The 13,591-nt window shown below is 44.9% G+C and carries 13 protein-coding genes; 9 read left to right on the top strand and 4 right to left on the bottom strand.

The window, feature by feature from the left end; genetic code table 11:
- Positions 1–202: 202 nt before the first annotated feature.
- On the bottom strand, positions 203–2,629 hold the full coding sequence (locus QUA74_RS18670) for a patatin-like phospholipase family protein (protein WP_333332059.1): 2,427 nt from the start codon (positions 2,627–2,629) through the stop codon (positions 203–205).
- Between the two features lie 457 nt (positions 2,630–3,086).
- Here QUA74_RS18670 and QUA74_RS18665 point away from each other — a divergent pair, with 457 nt between their 5' ends.
- Both QUA74_RS18665 and QUA74_RS18660 read left to right on the top strand, forming a co-directional pair.
- Complete coding sequence (locus tag QUA74_RS18665) at positions 3,087–4,907, top strand: efflux RND transporter periplasmic adaptor subunit (protein ID WP_333332056.1); 1,821 nt, start codon at positions 3,087–3,089, stop codon at positions 4,905–4,907.
- A 185-nt stretch (positions 4,908–5,092) separates the two neighbouring features.
- A complete protein-coding gene (locus QUA74_RS18660; protein WP_333332053.1) occupies positions 5,093–6,358 on the top strand; it encodes an ABC transporter permease in 1,266 nt (421 codons plus the stop codon).
- A gap of 141 nt (positions 6,359–6,499) precedes the next feature.
- On the opposite strand, the gene QUA74_RS18655 is transcribed toward QUA74_RS18660, so the two are convergent.
- Positions 6,500–6,652 carry a hypothetical protein gene (locus tag QUA74_RS18655; protein WP_333332050.1) on the bottom strand — a complete coding sequence of 51 codons (153 nt, stop codon included), beginning with the start codon at positions 6,650–6,652 and terminating at the stop codon, positions 6,500–6,502.
- A gap of 234 nt (positions 6,653–6,886) precedes the next feature.
- Here QUA74_RS18655 and QUA74_RS18650 point away from each other — a divergent pair, with 234 nt between their 5' ends.
- The 7 genes from QUA74_RS18650 to QUA74_RS18620 all read left to right on the top strand — a co-directional run bounded on the left by QUA74_RS18650 (position 6,887) and on the right by QUA74_RS18620 (position 10,941).
- The gene (locus QUA74_RS18650; RefSeq protein WP_190739504.1) at positions 6,887–7,222 is read left to right on the top strand and encodes a cation:proton antiporter subunit C; all 336 of its coding nucleotides are present in this window, start codon (positions 6,887–6,889) and stop codon (positions 7,220–7,222) included.
- Positions 7,219–8,649: a cation:proton antiporter gene (locus tag QUA74_RS18645; RefSeq protein WP_333332046.1), complete on the top strand. Its 1,431-nt coding sequence runs from the start codon at positions 7,219–7,221 to the stop codon at positions 8,647–8,649. Before QUA74_RS18650 ends, QUA74_RS18645 begins: the two co-directional genes overlap by 4 nt.
- Positions 8,646–9,029 (top strand): Na+/H+ antiporter subunit E, encoded by a 384-nt coding sequence (locus QUA74_RS18640; RefSeq protein WP_333332043.1) that lies wholly within the window; start codon positions 8,646–8,648, stop codon positions 9,027–9,029. Before QUA74_RS18645 ends, QUA74_RS18640 begins: the two co-directional genes overlap by 4 nt.
- A 155-nt stretch (positions 9,030–9,184) precedes the next feature.
- Positions 9,185–9,415: a hypothetical protein gene (locus QUA74_RS18635; RefSeq protein WP_333308098.1), complete on the top strand. Its 231-nt coding sequence runs from the start codon at positions 9,185–9,187 to the stop codon at positions 9,413–9,415.
- Positions 9,412–9,699 (top strand): monovalent cation/H(+) antiporter subunit G, encoded by a 288-nt coding sequence (locus tag QUA74_RS18630; RefSeq protein ID WP_333332040.1) that lies wholly within the window; start codon positions 9,412–9,414, stop codon positions 9,697–9,699. Before QUA74_RS18635 ends, QUA74_RS18630 begins: the two co-directional genes overlap by 4 nt.
- Positions 9,689–10,276 (top strand): DUF4040 domain-containing protein, encoded by a 588-nt coding sequence (locus QUA74_RS18625; protein WP_333332038.1) that lies wholly within the window; start codon positions 9,689–9,691, stop codon positions 10,274–10,276. Before QUA74_RS18630 ends, QUA74_RS18625 begins: the two co-directional genes overlap by 11 nt.
- Positions 10,276–10,941, top strand: coding sequence for a Na(+)/H(+) antiporter subunit B (locus QUA74_RS18620; RefSeq protein ID WP_333332035.1), 666 nt, complete (start codon positions 10,276–10,278; stop codon positions 10,939–10,941). Before QUA74_RS18625 ends, QUA74_RS18620 begins: the two co-directional genes overlap by 1 nt.
- A 256-nt stretch (positions 10,942–11,197) precedes the next feature.
- Here the strand turns inward: QUA74_RS18620 and QUA74_RS18615 are convergent, their stop codons facing one another.
- Together QUA74_RS18615 and QUA74_RS18610 are read right to left on the bottom strand one after the other, a co-directional pair.
- Positions 11,198–12,574 (bottom strand): class I SAM-dependent methyltransferase, encoded by a 1,377-nt coding sequence (locus QUA74_RS18615; RefSeq protein WP_333332032.1) that lies wholly within the window; start codon positions 12,572–12,574, stop codon positions 11,198–11,200.
- 80 nt (positions 12,575–12,654) lie between these two features.
- A complete protein-coding gene (locus QUA74_RS18610) occupies positions 12,655–13,317 on the bottom strand; it encodes a restriction endonuclease (RefSeq protein ID WP_333332029.1) in 663 nt (220 codons plus the stop codon).
- Positions 13,318–13,591 lie beyond the last annotated feature (274 nt).

Here is a 13,591-nt window from a genome sequence, read left to right as displayed (position 1 = left end):
AGCAACTTTCAACAATCCGCTCCAACCGAATTGTTAGGGTGCGCCGTTAGCTTAAGGATTCCACGATCCCGCCTTTGCTAAATAGACAGTAGGTGTAGATCGCTAGACATGATCTGAATCTAACTCAAATCGTTGCCAATCAATGCGATCGCACAAAGGTTATGATTGTCATCCATGCTCACCTGAACGTTTGCAATGGCTTCTAGGATTTTTTTGGTATCACAGGGTCTTGCTTTGGGGTCATTCTCAAATCGTCGCCAATCGATGCAATCACACAAAGGTTATGATTCTTATCCATACCCACCAGACCGTTTGCAAGGGCTTCTTGGAATTTTTTGGTATCACAGGGTCTTGCTTTGGGGTCATTGGGATCAGGTGTCTGCAGATCGATAAATTCCCTTGAGCGCTTAGAGATGAGCCAACCCAGAGGCAACTTAACGTCCTTACCTGACTTGTTCAGGAACAAGGTTCTGAATTTATATTTGCGTCGCTTCTTATTGTCATTTTTGAGTCGAGCATCAATCTCATCATTGACCGTGAACATAGACAACTCAACAGCACTGCGACTGCGGGACTCGCGCGCACTAAACAAGGCACGAACTGGCGATAAAAGCTCGTTCAGTCCTTCACTCTTGAGTTGAGTTGTAGGCTCGTTAAATTGCCCATCAATTAAGGATAGGTAGACAATTTCAAAGGTTGTTCCGTAACCCGGAAGTTGCTGTAAGTTCCGCCCAATGTCCAAAGCAGTAGGAATACCAGAATTATCAAAATAACCGCCATCAGCCAAATGCAATTTACTTTTGTCCTTACTGCTTTGGTACCACCCTACAGGGGTGAAGTAGGGAAAACGAGCACTGAGGCCAGCCGCTGTACTCAGTTTCAAATTTAGATCGGGTTCATCAATGGCAATATTTTCTTTGTTGGGCAAGTTAATCTGAAAGGGGCTGATCACCAGGCGATCGCCCGTTTCGACAACAGTTGTGTTGAGAACCAGTGCAGGGGCTTTGCCCTGGGGCTGCCAGTGTTCGTAAAAAGACTTCCGCAAGGGATTATCTGGATTTGGAAGAGACAGCTTATCCCAAGCTTTTTCAAACGCAACTTCCAGACCTCTTGCCCGATCCCAATCGTCTATTGGGAAAAAGATAAATCGCTGAACCAGGTCAGGGAATAGCCCCATCGTCAGGAGGGGCGTCAGCAAGTCACTGCTAAACAGTTTGCTAGCCGTTTGGCTAAGGGATTTACCACTAATTCCACCCACTTTCACCAAACTTGAAAAGGCAGAAGCCCCCAAGCTACCGCCAGACACCCCACTGATTGCAAATACATGCTGAGGAAAATTCGGAAAATATTCTGTTAGCTTTGAGAAGGCTGTCGCTGCATGATAAGCGGCATAGATACCACCACCTTGAGCTGCAGCGATATATACAGGATAGGGTTTATTTGAGAATTGAGCGCGATCGGGGCGATTCTCTAACCATTGATTAAAACTAGATTCTAAAGTTGGAAGGACTGACTTTTCGCGTTTGCTGATTAGTTGAAAGCGGTGATTGTCATTAAGATTTAGTGCACTAGAAACTAACATTAATCCGATTAGAATCGTTATGCCGGGTATTTTAGTTCGTTTCCCCCAGTGGTAAATTGTTGAAAAAACAACCACCACAATCGTCAACGATATTGCCACCACACTAATTGAACCCAGCTTATCGGGAAAAAATGTCGGAGGCATTTTCCACCCTAAGGCGAGGGATGCCACCACAGAAATGAAACAAATTCTAACAACGATCCATCGTGACTCTAGCTTGTTTTGCCAAGAATATAGCCCCACATTAGAAAATACGAGCAACAGAAAAACAGCAATTACACCAAAAGAGCAACGTGAATCGTTTGCCCCCAGAATCATAGGCAAAGATAAAATACTAAAAACAAAGCAGGCAATATTAACAAATATATTTTCAAATATTTGCCCAAAGAGACCTTCATTTTTCTTCTTAGAGCCAACGGAATATAGGTACTTTAAGTATTTTTTTTCTATACGGTTTCTTAATAAATAAAATAAACTTCCTAATAAAACTATATTGCTAAACATCCACACTAGCAAAAAAATATAGGCACTTAAAGCAGTATTATTCGATAAGTCCTGCAATGTTTTTTGGGTAGTAGCCCAAGTGCCATAAGCAAGGCTACCCAGTGGTACAGCACCTAGCAAACGAGGTGCATTTTTGTATAAGATATCTAATTTTTGCTTCTTGTTGAATTTAGGAAGATGATCTTTATAGCGTTTCTCAAGTGAACGTGCCGCGAACCAGACAACAAGTGAAAGCAAAACAACAAATACTGTAGAAACAACTGCCTGAAGTTCATTACTATCTAAAGCAATTGCGAGATAGACCTCAATGGTTTGATCGATCTGGGTAAAAAAATACCAAGCTGCGATTGCAACTGTCAGAGGCACTCTTAAATATATCAAGAACTTCACGATGGGGTTAAGCTGGTCTTCAAACCAATTAGAAATTATTGGGATTAGCTTGTTTTCAAACCAATCAGAAATTTGAATTAGCTTGTTTTCAAACCAATTAGAAATTCTTTGAATTCTTTTAATTAATTTATGTCTGTTATCAATTTCAGCCATATATCACTAACCAATGACTGTAAGGGAACATCTCTATCTCGAAATAACTGCCACCTAACGGCTAAATTGAGCGGAAAAGGATAGCCTCTGACTCAAACCTAAAATATTGCGATTTTGTCATATCCAAGGATTCGTTAGGCATCGATGAGCGCTTAACAATTATTTATACTTGGCGCTCGGCGATAACTTCAGCTTGACTAACATCATAGCTGTTGGTCCGCTCCAATGATTTGTTATACCCGATCGCTTAACAATTATTTATGCTTCGTGATCGCCGATCGTTGTACGGCATTTACCAACGAAGCCGACCATACAGGTTTTATCTGCATTCGTATCTAAACTAGATTAGATCGGCCCCAAGCATTAAACACCGGAAAAAACTTAGTGCGACTTCTCTTGAACCTTTTCTGTTCCCGATCGGTCTAAATTCAAGACAGACCCATCAGGTCTAATTTATATGTACTTCGTAAAGCACTTTCAGATTAAAAAAGAGCTGACTCCCTGGCTCAGCGGACTCCTCGCCGCTTCCCTGCTGGCAGGAGTAGGCTACACAGCTTACAGCCAACTCACAGTCAAATCCAGCCGCGAAACCAGACGCAGGGAAAAAACCGTTGCTGTCGAAAGGGTGAACCTGCCGATTACAATTTCGGCAAACGGCACAATTGTGCCCGAACGTTCCGTTAACGTCAGCCCCAAAACTTCAGGAATGCTCAAAAGTTTGCTTGTCAAGGAAGGAGATAAAGTTGAACAAGGGCAGATTCTAGCCTACATGGACGACTCCAACCTCCAAGGGCAACTTACCCAAACTCGCGGACAACTCGCAGCCGCGGAATCAAACCTGGAAAAATTGGTCAACGGCACTCGAACCCAGGACATTGCTGTGGCTAAGGCAGTGTTAGCAGAACAACAGGCAAGTCTGGAAAAATTGCTCAACGGCAATCGAACCCAAGACATTGCTGTAGCTGAGGCACAAGTGGCAGAGCAACAGGCAACGTTGCAAAAATTGCTCAACGGCAATCGAACCCAAGATATTGCCGTAGCCGAGGCACAACTAGCTGAACAACAGGCAAATTTACAAAAATTGCTCAAGGGCAATCGGCCTGAAGACATCGCCCAAGCAATCGCCAAACTCAGAGATGCGGAATACGCCAAAAACCAAGCTGAGGAAGACTTTCAGAGAAATCAGGAACTTTATAATGCCGGCGCCCTTGCTTTGCAAGTTGTCAACAACTCCCGCACCGCGCGCGATCGAGCTCAAACGCAAGTCAGGCAAGCCGAACAAGCTGTAGCTTTGCTGCAAGCAGGTACTCGCCCCGAAGAAATCGCTTCGGCGCGGGCTGCAGTCGAGCAAAAACGGCAAGCTTTGACCCTGGCGCGATCGGGCGCACGCCCGGAAGACATCGCTGCGGGGCGGGCTGCTGTGGAGCAAAAACGGCAAGCTTTGGCCCTGGCGCGATCGGGCGCACGCCCGGAAGACATCGCTGCGGGGCAGGCCGCCGTCGAGCAAAAACAGCAAGCTTTGGCGCTGCTAGAAGCGGGTTCTCGCCCCGAAGACATCGCCCAAGCCCGGGCCCAAGTTCTCGCAGCTATAGGCAGCCTGCAAAGCGTTCAAGCCCAGATCGACGACACTGTGCTGCGGGCTCCTTTCACCGGCACTGTTACCCGCAAGTACGCCGATCCGGGCGCTTTTGTGACTCCCACTACGGCAGGTAGTGCGGTTTCTTCGGCGACTTCTTCTTCGATTTTGTCCTTAGCTTCAAAAAATCAATTAGTAGCAAACGTAGCAGAAACTAATATTTCTCAGATTCAGATCGGCCAGGCTGCGTCTATTCAAGCCGATGCTTTTGCGGGAAAGACTTTTACAGGTAAAATCACTCAAATTTCGCCTCAGTCGATCGTCCAGCAAAATGTGACAAGTTTTGAGGTTAAAGCGGCAATTATTAATGATGAGAAACAAATGCTGCGATCGGGGATGAATGTGAATGTGGAGTTTAAGGCCGGTGAACTCAAAAATGTTTTGGTAGTTCCGACTGCGGCAATTGTCCGCCAACAAAGGGAAACGGGGGTTTTTGTTCCCGGTGGAGAAGATGGCAAACCTGCTTTTATGCCGATTAAAACTGGTATGACGGTGGATGACAAGACGGAAGTGCGATCGGGTTTGAAAGGAAATGAAAAAGTGCTGCTTAGTTTACCCCCCGGATTGCGGCCTAGATCCCAAAATCCATCGTCGGGCGGAATTCCGGGTTTGCAACCGGGTGGGGGAACGCGCTTGCGTTAGATCGGATATCATCTTGCACTATTTGCAATAATCCTTTTTTGGCGGGCTAGGAGCAACGGCCCACAAGAAGAAAATTGATCTATTGTGGAACAGGCATCTTGCCTGTTCATCAGAAGGGTGAAAGATGTGAGTAGGATGAAATTTTCCAACAAATAACAAATAACAAATAACAAATAACTAATAACATGAAATTAAAGACTCCCCCAGTTATTAAGAAAATCTCGAATGTTCAAATTGTGTTCATGGCGACTGAGGCGCTGTGGAATAATAAGTTGCGTACCAGTTTGACTATGCTGGGTGTAATTATTGGGATATCTTCGGTAATTGCGATTACTTCGGTGGGACAGGGTGTACAAAAATCAACTGAAGAACAGTTAAAGGCTTTGGGTACAAATGTGCTGTTGGTTTTATCCGGCGCTTCGCGATCGGGCGGTGTTAGTCAGGGAAGCGGTTCTGCTACTACCCTTACTTGGGATGACGCTAGGGCGATCGGCAAACAAGCTCCCGCAGTTAAGGCTATTTCGGCTTATTTGCAGCGCCAAGTGCAAGTGGTTTATGGCGGACAAAATTCATTTACTGCTATTTTGGGAACGGATTTAAACTATCCAGATGTGAAGAACATTCAACCCCAAGAAGGACGGTTTTTTAACGAGGATGAATTGAATGCTGCTGAGCCAGTAGTTGTCCTCGGTTCTAAGGTGCGGGACGAACTTTTTGGAGCCGGAGCTAATGCGCTATCCTCCGATATTCGCATTCAGGGAAACCGCTACAAGGTCATTGGAGTGATGGAAACCAAGGGGTCTGTAGGGGGAACCGATCAGGACGATCGAGTGTATATTCCCCTCAAAAATATGTCTTCGCGGATTGTGGGGAGAAATTCTTTAGCGGGGATTGCGATCTCGGGTTTTTGGTTGGAAACTGCCGGCGAAGCGGATTTAGCGGATGCTCAATTTCAAGTGGAAAATATCATGCGCTTGCGCCACAATATTTATCCGCCACAACCGGATGATTTTCGAGTTGTAAATCAAGCTGAGATCGTTAATACTTTCAGCAATGTGATAGGTTTATTTACGGTTATGGTGGGTGCGATAGCCGGAATTTCTTTGGTGGTTGGCGGCATCGGTATTGCTAATATTATGTTGGTGTCTGTTGTGGAACGCACTAAGGAAATCGGGATTCGCAAAGCGGTAGGTGCTACTAATGCAGCAATTCTAATTCAATTTATGGCGGAATCTATTTTAGTTTCCACGGTGGGGGGAACGGCGGGAATTGGGTTGGGAATTGCGATCGCCTTTGGGGCTTCGACAGCGTTCAAATTTCCGTTTGTGGTTTCTGTATGGTCGATTACAGCAGGTTTTGGGCTATCTTTTACCGTCGGGTTGTTAGCTGGAGTATTGCCGGCTCGGAATGCCGCTCGCTTAGATCCGATCGCAGCTTTGCGGAATGATTGAAGTTAGTGACGTTCGCCCCCGTTAAATTGAATAGTCCTGGACGCAAGTGTCACAATTATAGTCCTGGACGCACGAGTGGTCAGAAACCGGGTTTGATGGACGTTCAGACTTCCTTGTCGGCCACAGATTCGCTAACGGGACTTAGCCAAAAATCACGTCGAAAATGGCGGCAAACGGGGACAGGTAAACGGTTTGATCTTGAATTGGGTTCAGTCCTGGATTGACAAGGGTTTCACCTCTGATATCAAATCCGCGCTCGATCGCCGGGCGTAAAATCGAGTCAACAGTTAACACTCAACCATCATTCAGTTTTTGGACTGACAGTTAACAGCCAACAGTCAACAGTCAACAGTCAACAGTCAACAGTCAACAGCCAACAGTCAACAGTCAACAGTCAACAAACTCTTTCCCTTACCTAGACTGGTTTTCAGGTACTTTAGGGGCTAGAAAATGTCTAAGTCTCATTAGAACTAATATACGTTTCTTCAAATATAATAACCAAAACCCCTTATCCAACACGCAATTTCCATGTTAGAAGGATTGGTATTGGCAACTGTATTTTGCGGATTTTTTGGTATCATCTTTAAAAAAAACCTGATCATGAAAATCGTCTGTATGGATGTCATGAGTACAGGGGTTATAGCCTATTACGTGGTGGTGGCATCGCGAGAAGGCTGGCTGACACCAATTATTTCAAAGGGAAAAAATGTCGCTTACGCCGATCCGGTTCCCCAGGCGGTGATCTTAACGGCGATCGTGATCGGCTTTTCGATTCAGGCTTTAATGCTGGTCAGTGTGATGAAGCTGGCACGAGATAATCCGACATTAGAAAGTAATGAAATCGAGATGAATAATACCCCATGAATACCCTGACGCTAGCCTGGATTGGACTCCCGTTTTTTGTCGGGTTTAGTATTTATTTGATTCCGAAGCTTGACAAGTATCTCGCAATATTCGGAGCGATCGCGTCCGCTGCCTATGCGTTCCAGCTTTTTGTTATGCCGTCAGCGGTGACGCTGGAGTTACTGGATAATTTCAGTGTCACGTTGTTAGTCGATCGCTTGAGCGGCTATTTCATCTTAACCAATGCCTTAGTCACAGCAGCGGTGATTATCTACTGTTGGCCCACAGATAAGACGGCATTTTTTTATGCACAAATTCTGATGGTACACGGCAGCCTGAATGCGGCCTTTGCCTCTACTGACTTTATCAGTTTATATGTGGGGTTAGAGGTCAGCGGCATTGCGGCGTTTCTGTTGATTGCCTATCCTCGCACCGATCGCTCGATTTGGGTGGCTTTGCGCTATCTATTTATTAGCAACACGGCAATGCTGTTTTATCTAGTCGGTGCCGTGCTGGTTTATAAGGCAAGTCATTCGTTTAGTTTTGCCGGCTTGGGTGCAGCGCCTCCAGAGGCGATCGCTCTGATCTTTATGGGACTCTTGGTTAAGGGAGGTGTGTTTGTATCGGGGTTATGGCTACCGTTAACTCACTCGGAATCAGAAACGCCTGTGTCGGCTTTGCTGTCAGGGATTGTGGTCAAAGCGGGGGTATATCCCCTCGTGCGCTGTGCGCTGATGGTGGAGGAGGTGGCACCCATCGTCCAAACCTTTGGCGTCGGGACGGCGCTGCTGGGCGTGTTCTATGCCATTTTAGAAAAAGATAGCAAACGGATGTTGGCTTTTCACACGGTTTCGCAGTTGGGCTTTATCCTCGCTGCACCGTCCGTGGGTGGGTTTTATGCGCTGGCACACGGTTTGGTCAAATCGTCGCTGTTTCTGACTGCAGGATCGTTACCGAGTCGTAATCTGAAAGAATTGAAACAGAAGCCGATCGATACCAAGATCTGGATTGCCTTAGTCATAGCTAGCTTATCAATCTCTGGCTTTCCCTTGTTGGTTGGCTTTGGGGCAAAGGTGTTGACGGTGAAGAATTTGGGATTCTGGCAAGCGATTGCGATGAATGTCGCAGCAGTCGGAACAGCAATCTCTTTTGCTAAATTCATCTTTCTACCCCGTGGCGGACAAACAGCAGCCAAACCCGGTTTTTGGCCTGCGGTGTTGCTGTTGCTAGCTGGGCTGATTGGAGCCAATGCTTTTGATGTTCAGGCTTATACGCTGGACAATATGCTTAAGGCGATCGCCATCATCGGCATTGGTTGGTCAGCCTATTTTCTAATTTTTCAACGCACGGCAATCAAACTGCCACGTATGCTTGAAGAATTCGATCATTTGGTCGGTTTTATGGGCTTGATTTCGCTCCTACTATTCTGGATGGCATTGCCAACATGATTGGACATCTAATATTAAGACTGACGATTTGGTTTCTACTCACTGCCGATTTTCGTTTGCCAAATATTGCGATCGGCATCATCATTGCTTTCCTGTTGCCGCGCAGCTACGCACCCCCGGAACCTTTGAGGGAATGGTTGGGGGTGTTGGGTAAAATCTTGATGGCGATTCCGATAGCTTATCTGGAAGCTTTTGAACTCATCCTCCGTCCCCACAGACACGAAGATGTGATCATGGAAAAAGTGCCAAACCATCGATCGCCCTTGCTGATCTTCCTAGATGTCTTCGTGATCACTTTTACTCCCAAGACGATTGTCGTGAAATATCACGAAGAGGGTTTTTACGAAGTACACCGAGTGCGACGGACATCAAACACCTAGCTCAAGTTTGTTTCTGAATGATTTAACCGCTATTGACGCAGAGTCAGAGAAGAGAAGAGAAGAGAAGAGAGAAATGAATAATTTCGATTTAGCTAAGTAAGAAAAATCAGGAGTGCACACAATTGAACAACTTGAACAACTTGATTTTAATTGCGATGATTCTGGCTCTGCTCATACCCATGTACGAGGTATGGAAAGATCATGATATCTGGCAGACAATGTTGGCCTTTGCCAGTATTTCGAGCAAGGCGGCAATCATCGCTCTCGTCATATCCGTTTGGCGCGATGATTGGATGATCGGTGTGGTGGCGGCGATTATCCTCAGTGTGGGTAATGCTGGATTGATGTTGTTGGCACATATAATCAAACGTATCAGTGAAGCATGATCGTAATAGATGTATTGAGCTATACCTGCATCGGTATAGGGATTTTTTTCTGGTTTTGGGGTACTTCTTTCCTACTTGGGAAGCGATCGGTTTTATATAAACTGCACAGTCTTTCGGTAGCAGATACGCTGGGATCGATCGCGATAGTCGTCGGATTGCTGCTGAAAATACCCAGTAAATGGCCCCTGCTGATTCTGGCGATCATTTGCTTAGCAACCTGGAACACAATGCTGGGATATGTGTTGGCCTATTGTTCCAAAACAGGGAGTAACTATGAACGATAATAGCTACATTTATGTCCTCGTCGCTCTGCTACCCTTAGCTGCTGGTATGGTGGTATTTCAGGTCAATCCATACCACGCATTGCTACTGCGGGGGGTATTGGGAGCGATCGCCGCCTTGGTGTATACAATTTTAGGCGCGGGGGATGTGGGCTTGACCGAAGCCTTGATGGGTACTCTACTGGCGATTACACTTTATGCAGTGACGGTGCGTTCATCCTTCGTGCTGCGTCTGGGTGTAATTGAAGAGGGGGCAGAGGGCGAGGCTATACCAAACGACAAAACCGCAGGTCATTTTAAGCAACTGATAGATGACATCCGCACAGTTTTTGAGAAACGCCATATGCGCCTGGAACTGGTTCCCTATGCGACTACACAGGCATTGCAGCGGGCGCTGATGGAAAAAGAAGTTCATGCAGCTTGTTCCCCAGAAGACCAACTAGAACACAGCGGCGAAGCACAACTTTATAACACCGCAATCAGAGTTCGGCGTGTCTACGACATCATGCAAACCGAACTTTCATCACCAGGGACAACCCTAACCTATGTAAATACACCAGACGCAGAGGACAAACATTGATGAAGTGGGTTTACTTTTTATCAGGGATAGCGCTGTTTGTCAAAATGCTGCTAATCGCCAATCCAATAATGGACTCATCGCTGCAAAGTTCGATCGTCGAATTGGTTGTTCAAGATAGTGGAGTACCCAATGCGGTTTCCGGTATCATTTTGCGAAATCGGCTGTACGACACGATCTTTGAAGTCGTAGTATTTACGATCGCCATCTTGGGTGCAAGTTTTATGCTAGCAAATGAACAGCCGTCCTGCGCCATATATCAGTTTACCGATCAACCATCGATTATTTTGGCGCGATTGGGAGCGACGATTGCCGCCTTGGTGGGTATCGAACTAGCAATTCGCGGGCATTTAAGTCCAGGCGGTGGTTTTGCCGCGGGTGTAGCGGGGGGAACTGCGATCGGCTTGGTGGCGATTACCTCATCACCGCAGTGGATGCAAGAAATCTACCAGCGCTGGCACGCCGCGACTTTGGAGAAAGTTTCGGTACTTGTTTTCATTGTATTGTCCGTTATCACTCTGTCAGGATATGAGTTACCGCACGGAGAATTAGGCACACTTTTCAGCGGTGGCATTCTCCCCTTGCTCAATATCCTGGTTGCAGTCAAAGTCGCATTAGGATCGTGGGCGGTGCTGTTGGTGTTTATTCGCTATCGCGGATTGCTATGACAAATGTTCCGATCTCAAATCCATTGGCATCGAAATTATTCATCTCTCTCAATCTCTGACTCTGTGTCCTCTGTGTTCTCTGCGGTTTAATCATTCAGCAACAACCGTAAACGATATTTTACGTTTATAAGGCTTACGCACGAGTAGTCAGAAACCGGGTTTTGTTGCTGAAAAGACGCGTTACACCCGCATAATTTGCCAAAAACCCGGTTTCTTTGCTTTTGCTGAGCAATTCCTGTGTACTCATCTGCGCTTATCAGCTTGCATCTGCGCTTAAATCTTTCCAATCTGCCAGCAATGCCAGATTCAGACAATTTAAAATGCTGGATTTGATCGGGCGCTTTTCATCCCAAAATACCATCGCTGAATAAAAGTTAATTGCCGCCGGTGAATTCAAAAGCTCAAAAGTTTGACGTGCAACTCTCTCGCTGTCAAAGCTGAGAAAGTAAACAGTATCATCAAAAATCGCAGGTTTATTAGCTATTTCACCGATTAACCTAAAATCCAATTTCTTATAAAGCCCGCAAATTGCTATCTTCCAAAGTTTGAAGCTATAATCGCCAACTCCAAAAATAGAAAAACGAGGATTGTGCTGATAAATTTTGCTTTTGCGATTGTCTAGATATTGTCCGCACTCCTGCAGATAGCGCCAGGTTTTAGGAGCTATCTGGCTGATAGGTTCGGTTGGCTCGCCAATAAATTTTTGAGTTACTAAAATATAGCGGTTTGTGCGATTAATTCGATTTTGAGCAACATCAGATCCTTTAAGTAGCGGAAATAGATAAGTTTCCTCAAGCTCGACAGCTTCCCCAAATCCATTGACAAACAAATTATCAATTTTCCGAAACTCCATCACATTTGAGCAGTCATGTTTGACGCCCGATCGCCATTTGGCCCCTGAACTCACCGCATATAAATCACTCACTTTACTAAAAGAATCTATATCCTTAACCAGGAGATTGTTGTGATATCCGATTCGATGGGAGTCAGAACTTTCTAAACTGCTAAATACATCGCAGAAGTAGTTTTGTGAACTTAAGTCAAACTTGCAGAATAACAGACAGGCATCAACATTTGCATCAAAATACTTTTTAGCATCTATTTTGTAAGTTGCACAGCTAGCGAGATTAAGTTTTTTTGAATGAATGTAACTCAATAACTTTCTGGCAACGGAAGTCTTGCAAAGCATTGCCAGAGTGGCGTCACGATTTTGCAACCATTGTATCGCATGGATCAGCATCCATTCTGAGATATCGAAGTTACTTTTACCTGTTAGTGCATCTAAGCCAGTGTGCTTTTGAAAATTACTTTTTTTAGGCAAGTTTTCACTGCCAAGAGTTCCTTGTTGTGAGTTTGTTACCCAAGGAAAGTTGCCAAGTACCAGCACCCTATGATTAAATTGGTTAATTAATGATGTCCAGTCAAACTCAAAAAAATCTCCGTGCTTAACCTCACATCTTTCATCCTGCAACAATTCATGCTTAGCTATTAATTCTCTTAAATAACTTTGATTGATTTCAACCCCGATAATCTTGCTGGCGGATGGAAAGGAATTTGCAGCAGCTTTAATGAAATTACCTATCCCGCAAGTTGGCTCAATGATGACTTTGGGGTTAACATCAAGTTCTATCAATTTCCGACACACCATCTCGGCTAATTCCAGCGGTGTCTGAAAATCCCCATATTCTAGTTTGGTTTTGCGATCGTTGGAACTCATCGTTTAGATTGATAAACTGCGATAACCCCTTCCTGTTGTCCGGCACGCTCAATGACTCTTCCATACTGAAGTCGCCATTGCAACGCATTAGAAATGGTCAAAAAACCTTGCAAGGGCGGGTTTCTCAGTATTTCGTCGGCAATGTTACCTGCTTCAATTTCGTCAACAGGTAAATTTTTGTCAAACATGAAAGCAAGCAAATCATCTTTATTGCCTTCATTGTCTAAAATATTGCGAATTCCACGGGTCATTTGAAAATCTGCTGTTCTTTCCGCACTCACGTAAATTGTATGCAAAATATTCAGGGTTGCACTTCGGATGGTACTGTTGTCTGTCTTTTCGTAAACAAAGATAATCAGTGAATATCCCAGCCCAAAAATCTTTTGCCTTGCAGATTTGAAAGGACATGACGACTGCGGTTGCCTAACGCTTGTTACCTTAACGTCAACCAATATCCCTGGGAAATCGATACCACTTGCTGAATTGCCATCTATAAATTCATACTTTTGCTTGAGATAGAGTCTGAACTTTTGCTCCAAATATGTCCCAACAGCCTTTCCGTCTGTGATGCCGTAAAGCAGAGGTTCCGGGTGTTGAGACTCGGCTGCTGAAAATATTGCCGCCTCAGAACAAAGAATTTCTACGGTCAAAGTCCTCATATAGCGAGCCTTGCAGAATTTTTGATATACTTTTAATGAATTTTGGTGGGTTATGACGCGATTTAATCTCTATTTATGAGTGACCTAAGTTATATCATGTTTGGTATTATTCGGTGTAGATTTCAAGTTTAGAGAGTTAGAATGTGAACTTTTAGTATATAATATAAAGGTGCGGAAATTATGCCTATTCCTCACGGTCTAACTCCTGCTGGAAGAATACTAAGTCAGGGTGAGAAGACAAGCAACGTTAGAAATAATAACTCTGCCATCTGAT

This window comes from Microcoleus sp. LAD1_D3, assembly GCF_036702135.1.
Lineage (GTDB): Bacteria > Cyanobacteriota > Cyanobacteriia > Cyanobacteriales > Microcoleaceae > Microcoleus.
This window is presented reverse-complemented; position numbering and strand designations above follow the sequence as displayed.

Excerpts from the sequence above, each read along its gene's own strand:
- QUA74_RS18625 (WP_333332038.1), top strand. The coding sequence starts at position 9,689 with ATGAACGATAATAGCTACATTTATGTCCTCGTCGCTCTGCTACCCTTA.
- QUA74_RS18630 (WP_333332040.1), top strand. The coding sequence starts at position 9,412 with ATGATCGTAATAGATGTATTGAGCTATACCTGCATCGGTATAGGGATT.
- QUA74_RS18620 (WP_333332035.1), top strand. The coding sequence starts at position 10,276 with ATGAAGTGGGTTTACTTTTTATCAGGGATAGCGCTGTTTGTCAAAATG.
- QUA74_RS18665 (WP_333332056.1), top strand. The coding sequence starts at position 3,087 with ATGTACTTCGTAAAGCACTTTCAGATTAAAAAAGAGCTGACTCCCTGG.
- QUA74_RS18635 (WP_333308098.1), top strand. The coding sequence starts at position 9,185 with ATGATTCTGGCTCTGCTCATACCCATGTACGAGGTATGGAAAGATCAT.
- QUA74_RS18640 (WP_333332043.1), top strand. The coding sequence starts at position 8,646 with ATGATTGGACATCTAATATTAAGACTGACGATTTGGTTTCTACTCACT.
- QUA74_RS18610 (WP_333332029.1), bottom strand. The coding sequence starts at position 13,317 with ATGAGGACTTTGACCGTAGAAATTCTTTGTTCTGAGGCGGCAATATTT.
- QUA74_RS18645 (WP_333332046.1), top strand. The coding sequence starts at position 7,219 with ATGAATACCCTGACGCTAGCCTGGATTGGACTCCCGTTTTTTGTCGGG.
- QUA74_RS18670 (WP_333332059.1), bottom strand. The coding sequence starts at position 2,629 with ATGGCTGAAATTGATAACAGACATAAATTAATTAAAAGAATTCAAAGA.
- QUA74_RS18660 (WP_333332053.1), top strand. The coding sequence starts at position 5,093 with ATGAAATTAAAGACTCCCCCAGTTATTAAGAAAATCTCGAATGTTCAA.
- QUA74_RS18650 (WP_190739504.1), top strand. The coding sequence starts at position 6,887 with ATGTTAGAAGGATTGGTATTGGCAACTGTATTTTGCGGATTTTTTGGT.